Consider the following 17,315-nt stretch of genomic DNA (forward strand, 5'->3'; position numbering starts at 1 on the left):
GAACCGACACCGACACCGTGGAGGACCCGTGGCAGGTGAGATCCAGCAGGGCATCGGCCGTGCAGCATCCGTGCTCGCCGTTCTCGGCGCATCGACCACCGGACCGTTGCGGGCCTCCGACATCGCCCGTGCGACCGGTCTCGGCACCTCGACGACCGCACGCCTCCTCGGCACGCTCGAGGAGCTCGGCTATGTGACGAAGGCGCCCGACAGTCCGTCCTACGCCATCGGCGCGACCATCCTGGCGCTGGCGAGCGAGGGGCTCAACCAGAACCCGGTGCACCGGGAGTCGCGTGCTCCCGCTCAGGAACTCGCACAGCGGATCGGCCTCAGCGTGAACGTCGGCGTGCTCGACGGCTCGAGCCTCATCTACCTCTGCCACTTCGAGGGAGCCCTCGCCCCGAAGTCGCACTCGATGATCGGGTTGCGCCAGCCGTTGCACGCTTCCGCGCTCGGCAAGTGTCTGCTCCTCGACCTCGACGCCGACGGCCTCCGTGCGCTGCTGGGAGATGAGCCGCTCCCGCGCTACACGGCCAACACCGTCACGGAGCACGCGGCTCTTGCCGCCGAGCTCGCGACGGCGCGGGAACGCGGCGTCTGCATGGAGGACCAGGAGCTCGCGTTGGGTCGTCTCGGGATCGCGGCGCCGATCCGCGACGCGAACGCCAGAGTCGTGGCGGCGATCTCCATCTCGGGTCGGCTGAGCCTGATGCGAGAGCGCAACCTCGACGTCCTCACCGAGGACCTCATCGAGGTGGCCGACCGCATCAGCGTCGGTCTCGGCCTCATCTCCGCGATCCCCTCCTCCTGACCTCTTCCCCACCCGTATCCGATCTCACGAACCGAAGGTGACCCGTGGCGCAATTCGACCTGCCCCTCGCCCAGCTCCAGCAGTACCTGCCCGACCGCGAGGAGGCGCCGGACTTCGACGCGTTCTGGACGGACACCCTCGCCGAAGCCCACGCCCTCGCGCAGCCGACGGTGCGTGAACGATCCAACCCTGAGCTGACGGGTCTCGTCGTCGAGGACGTCACGTTCTCCGGGTTCGGTGGCGACCCGATCAAGGGGTGGTTCATCCGACCGGCCGGCGCGACCGAGCCGCTCCCGTGCATCGTGCACTACATCGGCTACAGCGGCGGTCGTGGGCTCGCCCACCAGTGGACGATGCACCCGTCCGCGGGCTACGCGGTGTTCGTCATGGACACGCGCGGCCAGGGGAGCGCGAACCTGCCGGGCGCGACGGCCGACCCGTTCGGGAGCGGTCCGCAGGTCGCCGGGAAGATGAGCGCCGGGCTCGGCAGCCCCGAGACCTACTACTACCGTCGGGTCTTCACGGATGCGGCACTCGCCGTCGACGTGGTGCGCAGCTTCCCGGAGGTCGACCCCGCCCGGGTCGTCGTCGCCGGTGGCAGCCAGGGTGGCGGCATCGCGCTCGCCGCGGCCGGACTCTGCGAGGGACTCGCGGCGGCGCTCGTCGACGTCCCGTTCCTGTCGCACTTCCGTCGTGCCCTGCAGATCACCGACGCGAGCCCCTTCGCGGAGCTGAAGACGTACCTCATCAGCCGACGCGGCCACGAGGAGGAGGTGTTCCGGACGCTCTCGTACTTCGACGCGACGAACTTCGCCGCCCGCGCGACCGCCCCCGCGCTGTTCTCCGTCGCGCTCTGCGACGCGGTGTGTCCGCCCTCGACGGTGTACGCGGCGTTCAACCACTACGCGGGCACGCAGAAGGACATCGCCGTCTATCCGTACAACGGGCACGAGGGTGGCGGGCCGGTGCAGCAGCAGGCTCAGCTGAGCTTCCTCGCGGACCTCCTCGCCTGACGCGTCGTTCGCCCATCTTCGGGCGAGCAGGCTCCCGTTCGCCCGAACGTGGGCGAACGGGCGTGGGACGATGTGCACGTGACTGAGACCGGCGGCACCGACCCGACCCTGACGACCACCCGGCGTCGGACGCGTGCCGGCATGATCGCGGCGATGGCGCTCGTGCTGTCGTTCGCGGCCGGGGCGACCGACGCCTTCGCGTTCCTGCAGCTCGGCGGCGTCTTCACCGCGAACATGACCGGCAACTTCGTGCTGGCCGGACTCACGAGCCGGCCCGACTTCGGCGAGGTGCTGCTCGGGGCGACCGTCGCCGTGCTGCTGTTCTCCGTCGGGACGTTCCTCGCCTTCCGCTTCACGAGGCTCGTCGCCACCGCTGACAGACCGACCCCGGAGGCGCCGCAGCACCGGCTCGTCCTCGTGCTCGGCGGTGCGGTGATCGCGCAGGCGTGCGTCCTCATCGGATGGATCGTGTCTCCCGAGACGCGCACGACGCCCGTGATCTGTGTCCTCATCGCGCTCTCCACGCTCGCGATGGCGGGGCAGACGGTCGTCGCCCGTCGCATCGAACGCTCAGGCGTGACCACCACCTTCGTGACCGGCACCCTCACGAGTCTCATGCAGAGCCTCGCCGACGGCGTCCACGACCACCACCTCATCCGGATCGGCGCGATCGTGCTGCTCGTGGTGGGCGCCCTCTGCGGCGCGCTCCTCACCGGCGTGGACCCGGTGTTCGGTGCGGCGCTGCCCCTCCTCCCGTCGATCGTCGGGCTGGTCCTCCTCCGGCTCGCGCCGACAGCCTCCAGCGACTGACGACGAGCATCGGCACCGATCGGTGTCAGGCTACGGCGGCGGTCGCCTCGATCTCGACGAGCTGGTCGTCGTAGCCGAGCACGGTGACCCCGAGGAGCGTCGACGGCACGTCGTGATCGCCGAAGGCGGCGCGTACGACCTCCCATGCGGTGACGAGGTCGGACTGCTTCGTCGACGCGACGAGCACCCGGGTACTGGCCACGTCGCCGAGCGTCGCACCGGCGGCCTCGAGGGCGATGACGAGGTTCTCGACGCACTTCTCCGCCTGGCCGGCGACGTCCCCGACGGCAGCGGTCGAGCCGTCGACGTTGAGCGGGCAGGATCCGGCCAGGAACAACAGCCGGGCGCTCGCCGGAACGGATGACGCGTAGGCGTACTCCGCGGCGTCGGAGAGCTCGTCGGATCGGATCAGCGTGACGACGGACATGGTTCCTTCTCGTGGTGCGGGCGCGATCGTACGACCGCTCTCGATCCATCGTGCCCGACATCGTCGGACGGCGTCGGCGAGGACACCTCGGCGTCTGATCGCCGTCAGTGGGTGAGCTGCGCCCGGATGAGGATGGGGAAGTGGTCGCTCGCCTCCGAGGTGGGGTCCTGCTCGTCGACGAGGGCTTCGATCGGTTCCAGTCGGGTGTGCGGAGCGACGCTGCCTGAGCGACCGAGCACCCAGTCGATGCGTGCGTTCCCGGGACGCTGGGGACCGTAGCCCTGGAACGTGCCGATACCGTCGCTCTCGACCGGCGAGAGGTCGACGAACCCGGCGTCCGCCAGGGAGTCGTGCGCCGCCGATCCGCGTTCGGTGTTGAAGTCGCCGGTGAGGAGGACGGGGACGTCGACGCCGGAGAATCGGTCGGCGATCAGCTTCGCGCTGCGCGTGCGGACGTCGTCGCTGTGCGGTGAGCTCTCGTGGTCGAGGTGGGTGTTGGCGAAGACGAGCTCGTCGCCGGTGCGACGCTCGCGGAGCCTGACCCAGGTGACGAACCGTGCGTGCAGCGACGGCCAGGTGTTCGAGCCCGGTTCGTCGGGGGTGTCCGACAGCCAGAATTCGCCGGCGTCGAGCTGTTCGAACCGCGAGCGGCGGAAGCACACCGGCCCGTACTCGCCGGCCGAACCGCCGTCACGGCCCTGCCCGAACCAGTCGTACTCGGCGAGGCCCGGGAGCAGGTCGTGCAGCTGGTGCTCGCGGACCTCCTGCAGCCCGAGTAGGTCTGGGGCGTTGCGGGCGATGACCTGTGAGACGAGCGGTGCACGGTCCACCCACTCGTGACCGGGCTGGGCGACGGCGGTGCGGATGTTGTAGCTCATGACGGTCAGGACGTTCTGGGTCAGGATGGATTCGCTCACCCGGCCAGCGTAGGGGAGCCGGGTGACGGGGAGCTGTCCCCATGTCGCTGGGCGGCCCGGCTGCCTAGACTCGCCCCATGACCTTCGACCTCCGCGACGCCCAGGCCCGGATCCTCGCGCTCAACAGCGAAGAACTCCCCTTCATCTACGACCCGACACCCGACGGCATCGTCGCGCACTGGCGGTACGCCGACCAGCGCTGGCTCGGCTTCATCGGCGCCGGGATGTTCAGTGCCGAGTACGAGCTGCGGGTCGAGCTGCACCCCGAGGACGGCGAGTGGGAGTTCCACGAGCAGTCGTCCTCCTCGAAGACGACCGTCGGCCTCGACGGGCTCTCGACGAAGCGCACGTGGCAGTCGGGGCCCCAGAAGACCTTCACCTTCGGTGGGCGCGCCGCGCCGATCGCACAGTCGACCGACCGGAACGGCACCACGACCGGCCACCTCATGGGCTACCAGTTCACGACGGACGAGGTGAAGCAACCCGTCATCGACGCCCTGACCGCCGCCGGCTGGAAGCCGCGAAAAGGGTTCTTCGGCAAGCTGTTCGGGGGCTGATCAGCCGGCCTGAGTCGCCCGGAACTGCACGGAAATCGCCGAAACCCGTGCAGATTCGGGCGACTCACGCACGCGCGACGACCGCCGCTAGGCTTTCAGGAACCTCGACGCCGACCGGACGGATGGACCTGTGCTCGTCACCATCACCTCGACCGCGCCGTCGGCCGCCGACCTGGGGCACCTCGTCCGCAAGCATCCCGCGCGGGCGCAGAGCTTCGACCTCAGCGTCGGGCGCGCCCACGTGTTCTACCCGGAGGCGACCGACGAGCGGTGCACCATCGCCCTGCTGCTCGAGGTCGACGCGATCGCGCTCGTCCGTCAGAAGCGGTTCGGCGGCGGTGACAGCGCGTCGCTCTCGCAGTACGTGAACGACCGACCGTACGCGTCGTCGTCGATGGTCGCCGTCGCGATCGGGCAGGTGTTCCGCAGCGCCATGACCGGCCGCAGCGACTCCCACCCGGAGCTCGCCGCGGCAGCGCTCCCGCTGACGATCACGGTCGCGGCGGTGCCGTCGCGAGGCCTGGAGCAGCTGGCGACCCGACTCTTCGGTCCGCTCGGCTGGACCGTCGTCGAACGGGCGATCCCGCTCGACCCGACGGTCCCCGCCTGGGGCGACTCGCGATACGTCGACCTCGAACTGACCGGGCACCTCCGCCTCGCGGACGCCCTCCGCCAGCTCTACGTCCTGCTGCCCGTCCTCGACGACGCCAAGCACTACTGGGTCTCCGACGACGAGGTCGGCAAACTCCTGCGCGCCGGCGAGGGGTGGCTGGCCGACCACCCCGACCGGGACCTGATCACCAAGCGGTATCTCGCGCACCAGTCGCGGATGGTCACCGATGCGCAGTCGCAGCTGGACCCGGAAGCGCGGACCGACGGTGCCGACGGGGACGAAGCGGCCACCGCCTCACAGACGAAGCGCGCCCCGGCGCTCGCCGGCCTGCGCGCCGAGGCGGTCCTGCAGGCGCTCGCCGACGTGCGGGCGCGGTCGGTCGCCGACGTCGGGTGCGGCGAGGGCGCCCTCCTGACTCGCCTGATGGCGGATCCCTTGGTCAGCACGGTGATCGGTACCGACGTCTCCGCACGCGCGCTCGCAGCCGCGTCGCAGCGGCTCGGGCTCCGCGACGCGAGCGATCGCGTCCGCGAGCGTGTCCAGCTGCTGCAGTCCTCGGCCACCTACGCCGACGGCCGGCTGCGCGGACTCGATGCGATCGTGCTCATGGAGGTCGTCGAGCACATCGACGCCGAGCGCCTCGATGCACTCGAGGCCTCGATCTTCGGTGCTGCGGCTCCCGAAGCCGTGATCGTCACGACGCCGAACCGCGAATACAACGCGTTGTACCCCTCGTTGCCGGCGGGCGGGTTCAGACACCCCGACCACCGGTTCGAGTGGGACCGTCAAGAGTTCGCGACCTGGTGCACCACCGCGGCCGAGCGGTACGGCTACGGCGTCGAGCACCGCACGGTCGGCGACGTCGACCCGCAGCTCGGCTCGCCGACGCAGCTCGCCATCTTCCGGAAGGCCATCTCATGAGCGACCTCGAGCAGACCCCCGCCGCCCTGCCGATCCCCGAACTGTCGCTCGTGGTCCTCATCGGGGTGAGCGGGTCCGGCAAGTCGACCTTCGCCGCCACGCACTTCGGCCGGTTCGAGACCCTGTCGAGCGACTTCTTCCGCGGGCTCGTCTCCAACGACGAGAACAACCAGGCCGCCAGCGCCGACGCCTTCGCCGCGCTCCGCGATGTCGCAGCTCGCCGCCTGGACGCCGGGCTCCTCACGGTCATCGACGCGACCAACGTTCAGCCGGCCTCGCGCAAGTCGCTCATCGACCTGGCACGCAACCACGACGTCCTCCCGGTCGCCGTGGTGCTCGACGTCCCGGAGCGCGTCTGCATCGAGCGCAACGAGGCCCGCGAGGACCGCTCGTTCGGCGCGGCCGTCATCACCCGGCAGCAGGACCAACTGCGCCGGTCGATGCGGCACCTCAGCAAGGAGGGCTTCCGGAAGGTCCACGTCCTCTCCGGGGTGGAGGCGATCGCGCAGGCGTCGTTCGTGCGCGAGCCGCTGCTCAACGACCGCCGGGAGGAGCGCGGTCCCTTCGACGCGATCGGCGACGTGCACGGGTGCCGGAGCGAGCTCGAGACGCTGCTCACGAAGCTCGGGTACGTGATCGAGCGCGACATGGAGGGTCGACCGATCGACGCCGCGCATCCCGAGGGACGCCGGGCGATCTTCCTCGGCGACCTCGTCGACCGCGGGCCGGACACCCCTGGCGTGCTGCGGTTGGCGATGGGGATGGTCGGCGCGGGGCATGCCTTGGCGGTGCCCGGCAACCACGAGTCGAAGCTCGTCCGCGCGCTGCAGGGCAAGCGGGTGCAGACCAGTCACGGGCTCGCTGAGTCGCTCGCGCAACTGGCCGAGGAGCCGGAGGAGTTCCGTGCCGAGGTCGAGCGGTTCTGTCGCGAGCTCGTCGCGCACCTCGTCCTCGACGACGGGAAGCTCGTCGTCGCGCACGCCGGGCTGATCGAGCAGTATCACGGACGCGCCTCCGGGCGGGTGCGGTCGTTCGCGCTCTATGGCGACACCACGGGGGAGACCGACGAGTACGGCCTGCCCGTGCGGCTGCCGTGGGCGGAGGACTACCGCGGCAAGGCGACCGTCCTCTACGGCCACGTGCCGACCCTCGACGCCGAGTGGGTCAACAACACGATGTGTCTCGACACCGGCTGCGTCTTCGGCGGCAAGCTGAGTGCCCTGCGGTGGCCGGAGCGCGAGGTCGTCGACGTGCCGGCCGAGCAGGTCTGGTATGAACCCGTCGTGCCGCTCGGCCGCCCGACCGGTCCCGCGGGCGAGCAGCGGGATCCCGGGCTGCTGCGCATCGAGGACGTCCTCGGCAAGCAGGTCGTCGAGACCCGTGTCTCGGGCCGGGTCGGCATCCGCGAAGATGCGGCGGCCGGCGCACTCGAGGTCATGAGCCGGTTCGCGATCGACCCGCGGCGCCTGGTCTACCTGCCGCCGACGATGAGTCCGCCGAGCACCTCGCAGCGGAAGGACCTCCTGGAGCACCCCGCTGAGGCGTTCGAGGCGTATCGCCGGGATGGGCTCGACCGGGTGGTCTGCGAGGAGAAGCACATGGGCTCGCGTGCCGTCGTCCTGCTCACGCGGGATCCGGCACCCTTCGGTGCGCCTGCCGGGTGGCGCGGCACCGTCCACACCCGAACCGGTCGGCCGTTCTTCGACGAGGAGACGACGCAGACGCTCCTGACCCGGCTCGACGCCGCCGCGGAGCGAGCCGGTCTCTGGGAGGAACTCGACGCCTCCTGGCTGCTCGTCGACAGCGAGCTGCTGCCGTGGTCGGTGAAGGCGGAGAGCTTGATCCGCGACCAGTACGCCTCGGTCGGAGCTGCGGCGACTGCCGCACTCCCGGCGGCCGTGCACGTGCTGGAGCAGGCGACGGCGACGGGTGTCGACGTCTCGGACCTGCTCGAGCGGACGCGTCGACGGGCCGAGGCCGCCGACGCCTACGTTGCGGCCTACCGCCCGTACACCGCGCCCTCGAACGGTCTGGAGGGCGTGCAGATCGCTCCGTTCCAGCTCCTCGCCTCGACCGGGGCGAGTCACCTGGGCCGCGACCACGCCTGGCATCTCGCGGTCGCGGATCGCCTGGCGGACGCCGACCCGGAGCTCATCCGTCGGACCCGCTCGATCGAGGTCGACCTCACCTCGTCGGCCTCCGAGAATGCCGCGACCGCGTGGTGGGAGGAGCTGACCGGTGCGGGTGGTGAGGGCATGGTCGTGAAGCCTGTGGCCGGTCTCGTCCGCGGTGAGAAGTCGCTCGCGCAGCCCGGCATCAAGGTGCGGGGCCGTGAGTACCTGCGCATCATCTACGGTCCCGACTACACGGAGCCGCACAACCTCGAGCGCCTGCGCGATCGGGACATCGGCCACAAGCGGTCGATGGCGCTGCGCGAGTACGCGCTCGGCGTCGAGGCGGTCGAACGGTTCGTCGCCGGTGAACCGACCTGGCGGGTGCACCAGGCCGTCTTCGGCGTGCTCGCCATGGAGTCCGAGCCGATCGACCCGCGCCTCTAGCGTCGGCTCGTCGCACCCGTCCGTTCCCTGCGCTCCCCGTCCGGTCCCTGAGCCTGTCGAAGGGCGGGGTCAGGCCGTGTGCCCTTCGACAAGCTCAGGGACCGGGTTTCAGCTCAGGGACCGGGTTTCAGCTCAGGGGCCGGGGCTGAAGCGCCGCGACCGGGTCGTCAGCGCAGGACGGAACTCAGCAGGAGGCTCGTCTCGCTGTTGACGACGCCCTCGATGCGCCGGATGCCGCCGAGCACGCGGTCGAAGTCGGTGAGGGTCTCGGTGCGGAGTTCCGCGACCAGGTCCCACCCGCCGTTGGTGGTGTGGAGTGCGCTGATCTCGGGGAAGCCGCGCAGTTGGCGGATGACGTGGTCCGTGGAGCGGCCCTCGACCTCGATGAAGGCGATCGCGCGAATGGTCCCCGGGTCCAGTTCGTCGCGCACCCGGACCGAGAACCCGACGACGGTGCCCGAGGAGACGAGGCGCTCCAGGCGGCTGGTGACCGTGGCCCGGGTGACGTCGAGCGACCGCGCGAGGCTCGCGACCGATGCCCGGCCGTCGGCTCGGAGCGCAGCCAGCAGCCTTCGGTCGAGATCGTCGAGCGCTGCCATGCTCACAATGTACAACCGACTTACTCACATTGTGCATAACCTGTGCACAAATCGCGCATCTCTGGAATGGAAAGTGCAGATCGTCGAAATCTAGGCTCGAAGCACCGGGTGCGATCTGCGCACGGTGGCTCTCACACCCCGACCCGTCTGGAGGGAACGTCATGACGCGTTTCGTCGATGTCCGCAACATGATCCGTTGGACGGCCGACCGAGGTCCCGAGCGCATCATCGCCGGCATGATCGACTACCTCGAGGCCGACTTCCGCCGCTGGCCGTCGTTCGACAAGAGCCCGCGCGTCGCGAGTCACACGCCCTTCGGCGTCATCGAGCTCATGCCGACGAGCGACCACGAGACCTACGCCTTCAAGTACGTGAACGGCCACCCCTCCAACCCGGCACGCGGCTACCAGACGGTCACGGCCTTCGGTGTCCTCGCCGACGTGCACAACGGCTACCCCACCTTCCTCGCTGAGATGACGCTCCTCACGGCCCTCCGGACCGCCGCGACCTCGGGCATGGTCGCCAAGCACCTCGCCCGTCCCGACTCGAGCGTCCACGCCCTCATCGGCGCGGGCAGCCAGGCCGAGTTCCAGGCCCTCGGCATGCGGGCCGCCCTCGGGATCAACACCGTCCGGATCTGGGACGTCGACCCGCTCGCGATGGACAAGTTCGCGCGCAACCTGGAGCCGCTCGGATTCGAGGTCGTCATCGGGACGAGTGCCGCCGACGCCGTGGCGGGCGCGGACGTCGTCACGACCTGCACGGCCGATAAGGCGCTCGCGACCGTGCTCACGAACGACCTGGTCGAGCCCGGCATGCACCTGAACGCCATCGGTGGCGACTGCCCCGGCAAGACGGAACTCGAGGCGTCGATCCTCGATCGCGCCGACGTCTTCGTCGAGTTCCCGCCGCAGACCCGCATCGAGGGCGAGATCCAGCAGATGGCTCCCGACTTCCCGGTGATCGAGTTCTGGCAGGTCCTCACGGGTGCCGTCCCCGGCCGCAGCTCGCGGGAGCAGATCACGCTCTTCGACTCCGTCGGCTTCGCCATCGAGGACTTCACGGCGCTGCGCTTCCTCCGCGACTCCGTCGACGGCAGCGAGTACTTCGAGGAGATCGATCTCGTCGCGGCCCCCGACGACCCGAAGGACCTCTTCGGACTCGTCGGCGCGCTCTCTCCCGTCGGCTGAGTCCGACATGTCCGTCCAGGCGCCGTCGGCAGTGGTGCTCATCCGGCCGCACCGGTTCACGCCGAACCCGCTGACCGCGGCCGACAACGTGTTCCAGGTCGCGGACGGCGTCCCGTCGGCGTCCGTGACCGGGGTGGCTCACGCGGCGTTCGACGAGGTCACCGCCGTGGCACAGGCGCTCGATGCGGCGGGCGTCCGCGTCCACCTGTTCGACGACGAGGACCCGGACCGCCCCGACAGCGTCTTCCCCAACAACTGGCTGTCCACCCATGCGGGCGGGCACCTGGCGGTCTACCCGATGTACGCGGTGAACCGCCGGCGCGAGCGTCGCTGGGACATCGTCGAGATGCTGAAGCGCGAGTACCGCGTGCAGGACGTCATCGACTACTCGGGGCTGGAGCTCGACGACGTGTTCCTCGAGGGCACCGGTGCGATGGTGCTCGACCACGCGGCACGGGTGGCGTTCGTCGCGCGATCCCACCGGGCCGACCCGATCGCCCTCGAGCGGTTCTGCACCAACTTCGGCTACGAGCCGCTCGTCTTCGACGCGGTCGACCCGCACGGGGTCCCGATCTACCACACCAACGTCATGATGGGCGTGGCGACCGAGTTCGCCCTCGTCGGCCTCGACCTCATCGCCTCACCGGTGCGCCGCGAGCAGGTGGTGGAGCGCCTGACCGCGCATGGACGCGACATCGTGGACCTCAGTTACGAGCAGGTCTGCGACTTCGCCGGCAACGCGATCGAGTTGCGGTCGGCGGCGGGGGAGCGCCTCCTCGCGATCTCGAGTCGCGCCGTCCAGAGCCTGCGGTCGGACCAGTTGGCGGTCATCGAGCGCAGCTGCCGGATCCTGCCACTGGACGTCCCGACCATCGAGCTCGCCGGGGGCTCCGTCCGCTGCATGATCGCCGGGATCCATCTGGACCGCCGGCCGTCCGCACCGGAGCCTGCGCCGAACGCCGATCCACGGCTCGCGAGGGCTTGATCTGCGCCGCTCGATCGTCCGATTAACGCGAATCGCCGCCCGCTGCGCTCTCAAGCAGCTCGCCGACGGACGATCGCGCGCTGATCGGCTAGATTGACGATCGATCAGCTGATCGACGTGGAATCCGGCCGACGACCCCTCGGCCAGCGCTGGAGAGAGTGGGCGATCGTGCCGCTGTTGGAACCCGAAGCCTCGCGACACGGCCGCCTCCGGGTCTTCGCCCGCGCCCAGTTGCCGTTCGCGATCGCCTTCGCGATCGTCGCGATCCTCGTGGCGGTCGTCCTGCCGGAGCGGTTCTTCACCCTCGCCGTGCTCGGGGGCACGGCGATCGCGGTGGTCAGCACCGTCCTCGCCGCGGTCCTCCCGTGGGAGCGCTGGCCGACGTCCGCCATGGCCGCGATCGCCGTCCTCGACCTGCTGGCCGTCGCCTGCGTCCGCATGGAGCTCATCAGCGTGGCCCCGGGGGCGAGCCTGCTCTGCATCTTCCCCGTCCTCTGGCTGGCGTTCGGCTTCACCCCGCGGATGATCATCCTGGCTGTCGTGGGGACCCTGTTCATCAGCAGTGCCCCCTACCTGCTCCGTGCGCGCACGCCGACCAGCGCCGTGGACTGGCTGAACGTGGCCCTGCTGCCGTTGCTCACGATCGGCATCGCCGTTGCGGTCAACATCGGCGCCCGCCAACTGCGACGGGGCCAGCGGGCGATCCGCGAGCAGGCGGCGGAGCTCGAAGTCTCGCTCGCGAGGGCCCTCGATGCTGAGGCGCTCGCCGAGTCGATCCTCGAGACGGTCGACGCCGGCGTCGCCTTCTACACCGCCGACGGCACCCTGCGTCTGGCCAACGCGCACGCCGTCGACATGGTCAGCGCCGTCGGGTTCCGGCTGGACACCCCGCCGTACGCCGGTCCGCACGTCCTCCAGGCCGACCGGCGGACGCCCATCCCGTTCGACGAGCAGATCATCCCGAGAGCGCTCCGCGGTGAGCTGCTGTCGAACCACCTCGAATGGGTGGGGGAGGCCGGCCGCCAGCGGGCGATCCTGGCGAGTTCCACCCGGGTGGTCCGGAACGGCGACACGCACCTGGGGACGGTCATCGTGGCGCACGACGTCACCGAACTCGCGAACGCGATCAACGTCCGTGAGGCGTTCCTCACGACGGTGTCGCACGAGCTGCGGACACCGCTCACCTCCATCCACGGTTACCTCGAACTGATCATGGACGACGCCGAGGTCGACGCCCCCGGTCTCCTTCCGGCCCTGCGGGTGGTCCAGCGCAACGCGGTCGCGCTCGAGCAGCGCGTGCAGGAGCTGCTGGCCGCATCGGACTCCACGGTCCAGATCGAGCCGAGCCGTATCGACCTCACTGACGTCGCCGCGCGTGCGATCGAGACGGCGACCGCGGGAGTCTCCGGTCCGGTCGTCCGACTGCACGCCGATGCGGCGGCGGTCGTCTCTGCGGACCCCGAGCAGGTCCACCGTGCGATCACCGAGCTCGTCGCCAACGCCGTGAAGTTCACGCCGGCCGATGGGACGGTCGACGTGGTCGTCGAGCCGGGTGCCGGGCACGTCGAGGTGACCGTCAGCGACACGGGCGTCGGGATGAGCACCGACGAACTCCGTCAGGCCTTCGACAAGTTCTACCGGGCCGACTACGCCCGGGACCAGGCGGTGCAGGGCGTAGGGCTCGGCCTGCCGGCGGCGCGAGCGATCGCCGACGCGCACGGCGGTTCCGTTACCCTGCGGAGTTCTCCCGCTGGTGCCGGCGTTCCCGGCTCGACCGTGGCGACCCTGACGCTCCCGACGGAGCCCGTGCTCACGCCGTCACGGTGACGTCGGGCGTCCGTCCTCCGTCGGGTCACGCCTCGCCGTGGAGCATCGGTCGTGCCGCGTCGAGGCCGGTGACCTCGGCGGTCCAGTCGGGTCGCACGAACTCGTCGCGGTGCAGTCGGAGGCCCTGCGACTCGACGAGCTCGCCCGGCCGCCCGATGAAGCGTTGCAGGCCGTTGTCCCGATAGCCGAGTCGTCGCGAGACGCCCAGCGATGCGCCGTTCCAGACGGCCGCGTCCGACACCGCGACCTGCGCGTCGAGGTGGTCGAAGGCGAACTGCAGCATGCCCGCCCGCATCTCGATGCCGAGCCCCTTGCCCTGCTGCGCCTGCGTCAACCATGAACCGCTCCCGACCGTCCGGGTGACGGCGAAGTCGCGGGCGCCGATGTCCTGCAGACCGATCGGCGTCCCGTCCAGGAGGATCGCGAGGTTGAGCGTCCAGGACGACGGCGTCGCGCCTGCACGCTGGGTCCAGAGGTGCCGCGCGGTCTCGCGGATGAGTTGTTCGCGCGGCTGGTCGGTCCACGGCGTGGAGAACGGCATGACGGCGGGATCGTGGACGCCGGCGAGGGCGGCTTCGATCAATCCGGGGAGGTCCTCGTCGCGTACGAGGCGCAGGACGAGTCTCGGCGTGCGGATCTCCAGGCCGAAGAGCGGCCAGACGTCGGTGAGGCTGAGCATCAGGCCACGGTATCGCCTCGGGCTGTAGCCGGTCGAGGCCGCCCTGTCGAGCCGGGGGTGCCGGGGACGGCTTCCGTGACACACTCGACGCGCCGCGGGATCGCGGCCCGGTTCGACGATGAGAAGGGCTCAACGATGAAGTACACGCACCTCGGCCGCACGGGGACGGCGGTCTCCCGGATCGTGCTCGGCACGATGAACTTCGGCGACCGGACCAGCGAGGAGGACTCGTTCGCGATCATGGACCGGGCGTTCGACCTCGGCGTCAACTTCTTCGACACCGCCAACGCCTACGGCGGCAGCGCCGGTCGTGGGGCGACGGAGGAGATCATCGGCCGGTGGTTCGCAGCCCGTCCCGGCGTCCGTGACGACATCGTCCTGGCGACGAAGGTCCACTCGCCCATGGTCGCCCCGAACGACGACGGCTCGGACGTCGTGAACGCGCGTGGCGCGTCGGCCTGGCAGGTCCGTCGTGAGGCGATCGCGTCGCTCGAGCGCCTGCAGACGGACCGGATCGACCTGTACCAGTTCCACCACATCGACCGGCACATCTCCTGGCAGGAGCTGTGGCAGGCGATGGAGGTGCTCGTCGCGCGCGGCGAGGTCGTCTACACCGGTAGCTCGAACTTCGCGGCGTGGAACATCGCGCAGGCGAACGAGGTCGCATCACAGCGGCACTTCCTCGGCCTCGTCAGCGAGCAGTCGCTCTACAACCTCGCGCAGCGCTCGATCGAACTCGAGGTCATCCCCGCCGCGCAGCACTACGGGCTCGGCATCCTGCCCTGGTCGCCGTTGTCGGGCGGGCTGCTGAGCGGCGGCTCCTCCGACAAGCGCGCTCGATCGGGCGAGTCCCGCATCACCGAGGCCCGAGCCAAGCAGCAGGACCAGCTCGACGCCTACGACCGTTTCGCGGCCGAGCGTGGCTGGACCTCGGCGTCCCTCGGTCTCGCGTGGCTCCTGCATCAGCCCGGCGTCACCGGCCCGATCATCGGACCGCGCACGATCGAGCAGCTCGAGTCCGCCGTCGCAGCAGTCGACATCGAGCTGAGCGCCGACGATCTCACCGCCCTCGACGAGCTCTTCCCCGGCCCCGGTGGCCAGGCCCCGGAGGCCTACGCCTGGTAGGCGTGTGCGATGCGGCCGACCGCCTCGGTGATGGCGGTCGGCCCGGTGTTCAGTTCGAGGATCTGTCGGCTGATGTTCGGCTCGAGGATGAGTGCCTCGAGGACAGTAGCCACGTCTGCGCGCGTGATCTCGTCGTGGAGTTCGGCGGGCCCCAGGGCGACCGTTCCCCGGGCCGGGTCATCGGTCAGCAGCGACGGGCGGAGGATGACCCAGTCGATCGGCTGGCGGGTCAGCGCGACCTCCGCCCGCTTCTTGACGGCGAAGTAATGCTCTTCGTCGTCGCTCAGTTGCCGTTCGCGCCAAGCCTCCGGCATGACGGACAGCAGTATGAGGCGCTTCCCCGGTGACGCAGTGACCGCTTCCGACACGCGCTGGAGCGCCGCGTCGTCGATGTCGTCCGTCACGCTCTGGGGTCCGGCGTTCGACCCTGCCGCGAAGACGATGACGTCCCAGTCCGAGATCATCGCCGTGATCTCCTCCGTGGTGGCGACCCCGAGCTCGCCGGTGACGGTCGTCACTCCATTGGCGAGGGCGGGAGCCGGCAGCGACGACCTCGTGAGGCCTGAGACGACGACACCTCTGGCGCGGAGCCGGGTCGCCAGGAGGCGACCGACTCTGCCCGTGATCCCGAAGATGAACACGCGCGTAGTGGGTGCGGCTGAATAGTCGTGGGATGCGTTCTCGGTCGCGGCGGTGGTGTCTCGTGACGTCATGGGTGATCCTCTCGATCCATTACCTACCGATAGTAACTTACTAACAGTAGATAGGATTGAGGGATGGACAACACCGCGGACGATAGCTTCAGCTCTGGGCCGAGACGTCGCCTCTCGTGGGACGCGCGCCACGCGCAGTTGCTTGATGCGTTCCGCGACCTCATCCGTACGCATGACCTCGCGGACGTCACGCTGGCGCGGGTGGCTGCGCACGCCGGCGTGACGAAGCCCGTGGCCTATGACCATTTCGGCGATCTGTCGGGCTTGCTGTCCGAGGTCTACCGGGCCTTCGAATCCCATCAGCGAGACGCCCTGGTCGCGGCGCTCGCGCGTGCACCGCAGGATCTCACTGCCGTCGCGGACCTGGTCGCCGAGGCCTACATCGGCTGCTGCATCGCGGAAGGGATTGAGCTTGCAGCCGTCGTGTCCGCACTTCGCGGATCGACGACGTTGAGTGCCCTGCGGTCGGAGGCAGAGCTGGCGTATCTCGAGATCTGCCGCGAGGCGCTGGAACCATGGACCGGCGCAATCGACCCGGTGCCGTTGAGTGCCATCCCCGGCGCCGGGGACGCCCTCGCCCGAAGCATCCTGTCCGGGGCCCTCTCAACCGCCCAGGGCTCCTCGACCCTCGCCGCGGTGGTTCGGGCCGTCGCGTCGGCCTCGGCCGTTCCCGATGCGACTCGAGAGCTCGGCACCTGAGCGGCGGCTTGCTCAGCGTGGGCCGCCCCCCGTTATGGTTGCTCCATGGCTCGCGCACCCTGGAATCGACCCGGCGAATCTCCACAGACGCGGCGGCTTCGCATCGCGATGTTCTGGACCGCTGTCGTCCTCGTCGTGGCATTCGTCGCCATCCTCGTGTACTTCGTCGTGCGATCGGCTGAAATCGCCGGTCTGTAAGGGCGGCTCGCGGCGAGCCGCTCGGGCTCGATACGACAACAGCCTCTTCGCTGTCGCGGCCTTCGGATGCCTTCCCGCGGCGGGGTCGGTCACCGACCCTTGGGGAAGCCGATCGGGCGCAGCTTGGGTGCCAGTTCCTCCCACTGCCAGGCGCGCTCAGCTTCTTCGGCGGTCTTACCGTCTCCGTTGAGGCCCACGGCATTCGCGGCGTAGGTCGCAGCGTGCGGAGCGTGGTCGAACATGTGGGCTACCGCGCACGCCTGACCGGCTGCACGAGCAGCGGCGACGGCGGCGGCCGCTCCTGCTTCGGTCGCGTCGCGTGCGGCCGCATGTGCTGCGAACGCAGCGGTGCGGCACGCCGTCATCGGAAGTTCACCGCGTTCCCAAGCTCGGAGTGCCGCGATCGCTGCGCGTGGTCGATCGTCACCGGGGCGCTGTTGCTCGAAGATCGGCAAAGCGCGTTCTGCGCAGCTCGCCGCCCACAGTGCGATCGCGTGATGGATCGCCGGCTCAGGGTTCGCCCACTTCGGTTTCGTCTCTTCGCTCACGCCTCGATCGTCTCAGGGATCAAGCGTGGAAAGATCGGCCCGCCGCAGGTTGTGTCGAGAGGGCACGCGCTTACGTAATGGAAGTGGCCCGGAAATCATGGTGGTCTCAACCGTTCAACGCACCA

18 protein-coding genes are annotated in these 17,315 nt (G+C 69.8%); 12 read left to right on the top strand and 6 right to left on the bottom strand.

All coding sequences use genetic code 11. From position 1 onward, the window contains the following. The first annotated feature begins 28 nt into the window (after nucleotides 1–28). From EAO79_RS04035 to EAO79_RS04045, 3 genes are all read left to right on the top strand, one after another. On the top strand, nucleotides 29–811 hold the full coding sequence (locus EAO79_RS04035; RefSeq protein ID WP_124767876.1) for an IclR family transcriptional regulator: 783 nt from the start codon (nucleotides 29–31) through the stop codon (nucleotides 809–811). 44 nt (nucleotides 812–855) lie between these two features. Then, complete coding sequence (locus tag EAO79_RS04040) at nucleotides 856–1,824, top strand: acetylxylan esterase (RefSeq protein WP_124767877.1); 969 nt, start codon at nucleotides 856–858, stop codon at nucleotides 1,822–1,824. Between the two features lie 78 nt (nucleotides 1,825–1,902). Beyond that, complete coding sequence (locus tag EAO79_RS04045; protein ID WP_124767878.1) at nucleotides 1,903–2,634, top strand: YoaK family protein; 732 nt, start codon at nucleotides 1,903–1,905, stop codon at nucleotides 2,632–2,634. A 25-nt stretch (nucleotides 2,635–2,659) separates the two neighbouring features. On the opposite strand, the gene EAO79_RS04050 is transcribed toward EAO79_RS04045, so the two are convergent. Both EAO79_RS04050 and EAO79_RS04055 read right to left on the bottom strand, forming a co-directional pair. Then, on the bottom strand, nucleotides 2,660–3,061 hold the full coding sequence (locus EAO79_RS04050; RefSeq protein WP_124767879.1) for a RidA family protein: 402 nt from the start codon (nucleotides 3,059–3,061) through the stop codon (nucleotides 2,660–2,662). 104 nt (nucleotides 3,062–3,165) lie between these two features. Further along, nucleotides 3,166–3,978: an endonuclease/exonuclease/phosphatase family protein gene (locus EAO79_RS04055; RefSeq protein ID WP_124767880.1), complete on the bottom strand. Its 813-nt coding sequence runs from the start codon at nucleotides 3,976–3,978 to the stop codon at nucleotides 3,166–3,168. A gap of 77 nt (nucleotides 3,979–4,055) precedes the next feature. On the opposite strand from EAO79_RS04055, the gene EAO79_RS04060 reads away from it, so the two are divergent. The 3 genes from EAO79_RS04060 (at nucleotide 4,056) to EAO79_RS04070 (ending at nucleotide 8,627) form a co-directional block, all read left to right on the top strand. Continuing rightward, nucleotides 4,056–4,535: a hypothetical protein gene (locus tag EAO79_RS04060; protein ID WP_124767881.1), complete on the top strand. Its 480-nt coding sequence runs from the start codon at nucleotides 4,056–4,058 to the stop codon at nucleotides 4,533–4,535. 130 nt (nucleotides 4,536–4,665) lie between these two features. After that, nucleotides 4,666–6,069, top strand: coding sequence for a 3' terminal RNA ribose 2'-O-methyltransferase Hen1 (locus EAO79_RS04065; RefSeq protein WP_124767882.1), 1,404 nt, complete (start codon nucleotides 4,666–4,668; stop codon nucleotides 6,067–6,069). Continuing rightward, nucleotides 6,066–8,627: a polynucleotide kinase-phosphatase gene (locus tag EAO79_RS04070; protein ID WP_124767883.1), complete on the top strand. Its 2,562-nt coding sequence runs from the start codon at nucleotides 6,066–6,068 to the stop codon at nucleotides 8,625–8,627. The genes EAO79_RS04065 and EAO79_RS04070 overlap by 4 nt, the downstream gene beginning before the upstream one ends. A gap of 167 nt (nucleotides 8,628–8,794) precedes the next feature. Here the strand turns inward: EAO79_RS04070 and EAO79_RS04075 are convergent, their stop codons facing one another. After that, nucleotides 8,795–9,226: an Lrp/AsnC family transcriptional regulator gene (locus tag EAO79_RS04075; protein ID WP_079704383.1), complete on the bottom strand. Its 432-nt coding sequence runs from the start codon at nucleotides 9,224–9,226 to the stop codon at nucleotides 8,795–8,797. Nucleotides 9,227–9,387: 161 nt separating this feature from the next. Between EAO79_RS04075 and EAO79_RS04080 the strand changes: the two genes are divergently transcribed. The 3 genes from EAO79_RS04080 (at nucleotide 9,388) to EAO79_RS04090 (ending at nucleotide 13,228) form a co-directional block, all read left to right on the top strand. Continuing rightward, nucleotides 9,388–10,416: an ornithine cyclodeaminase gene (locus EAO79_RS04080; RefSeq protein WP_124767884.1), complete on the top strand. Its 1,029-nt coding sequence runs from the start codon at nucleotides 9,388–9,390 to the stop codon at nucleotides 10,414–10,416. A gap of 7 nt (nucleotides 10,417–10,423) precedes the next feature. Further along, complete coding sequence (gene ctlX / locus EAO79_RS04085) at nucleotides 10,424–11,401, top strand: citrulline utilization hydrolase CtlX (protein ID WP_124767885.1); 978 nt, start codon at nucleotides 10,424–10,426, stop codon at nucleotides 11,399–11,401. Between the two features lie 168 nt (nucleotides 11,402–11,569). Next, the gene (locus tag EAO79_RS04090) at nucleotides 11,570–13,228 is read left to right on the top strand and encodes a cell wall metabolism sensor histidine kinase WalK (RefSeq protein WP_124767886.1); all 1,659 of its coding nucleotides are present in this window, start codon (nucleotides 11,570–11,572) and stop codon (nucleotides 13,226–13,228) included. A 25-nt stretch (nucleotides 13,229–13,253) separates the two neighbouring features. Here EAO79_RS04090 and EAO79_RS04095 read toward each other — a convergent pair whose 3' ends face one another. After that, entirely contained in the window at nucleotides 13,254–13,907 is a 654-nt protein-coding gene (locus EAO79_RS04095) for a GNAT family N-acetyltransferase (RefSeq protein WP_124767887.1), read from the bottom strand. 135 nt (nucleotides 13,908–14,042) lie between these two features. Between EAO79_RS04095 and EAO79_RS04100 the strand changes: the two genes are divergently transcribed. Beyond that, nucleotides 14,043–15,032, top strand: coding sequence for an aldo/keto reductase (locus EAO79_RS04100; protein ID WP_124767888.1), 990 nt, complete (start codon nucleotides 14,043–14,045; stop codon nucleotides 15,030–15,032). Here EAO79_RS04100 and EAO79_RS04105 read toward each other — a convergent pair. Continuing rightward, nucleotides 15,020–15,745 (bottom strand): NAD(P)H-binding protein, encoded by a 726-nt coding sequence (locus EAO79_RS04105; RefSeq protein ID WP_124767889.1) that lies wholly within the window; start codon nucleotides 15,743–15,745, stop codon nucleotides 15,020–15,022. The two genes, EAO79_RS04100 and EAO79_RS04105, sit on opposite strands and share 13 nt — an antisense overlap. A gap of 63 nt (nucleotides 15,746–15,808) precedes the next feature. Between EAO79_RS04105 and EAO79_RS19165 the strand changes: the two genes are divergently transcribed. Both EAO79_RS19165 and EAO79_RS19170 read left to right on the top strand, forming a co-directional pair. Then, entirely contained in the window at nucleotides 15,809–16,444 is a 636-nt protein-coding gene (locus tag EAO79_RS19165; protein ID WP_206428279.1) for a TetR/AcrR family transcriptional regulator, read from the top strand. Between the two features lie 45 nt (nucleotides 16,445–16,489). After that, complete coding sequence (locus EAO79_RS19170) at nucleotides 16,490–16,642, top strand: hypothetical protein (RefSeq protein ID WP_165766958.1); 153 nt, start codon at nucleotides 16,490–16,492, stop codon at nucleotides 16,640–16,642. 89 nt (nucleotides 16,643–16,731) lie between these two features. Here the strand turns inward: EAO79_RS19170 and EAO79_RS04115 are convergent, their stop codons facing one another. Further along, nucleotides 16,732–17,190, bottom strand: a complete 459-nt coding sequence (locus tag EAO79_RS04115; protein ID WP_206428280.1) for a putative immunity protein — start codon at nucleotides 17,188–17,190, stop codon at nucleotides 16,732–16,734. Between the last annotated feature and the right edge of the window lie 125 nt (nucleotides 17,191–17,315).

Source organism: Plantibacter sp. PA-3-X8 (assembly GCF_003856975.1).
GTDB lineage: Bacteria > Actinomycetota > Actinomycetes > Actinomycetales > Microbacteriaceae > Plantibacter > Plantibacter auratus.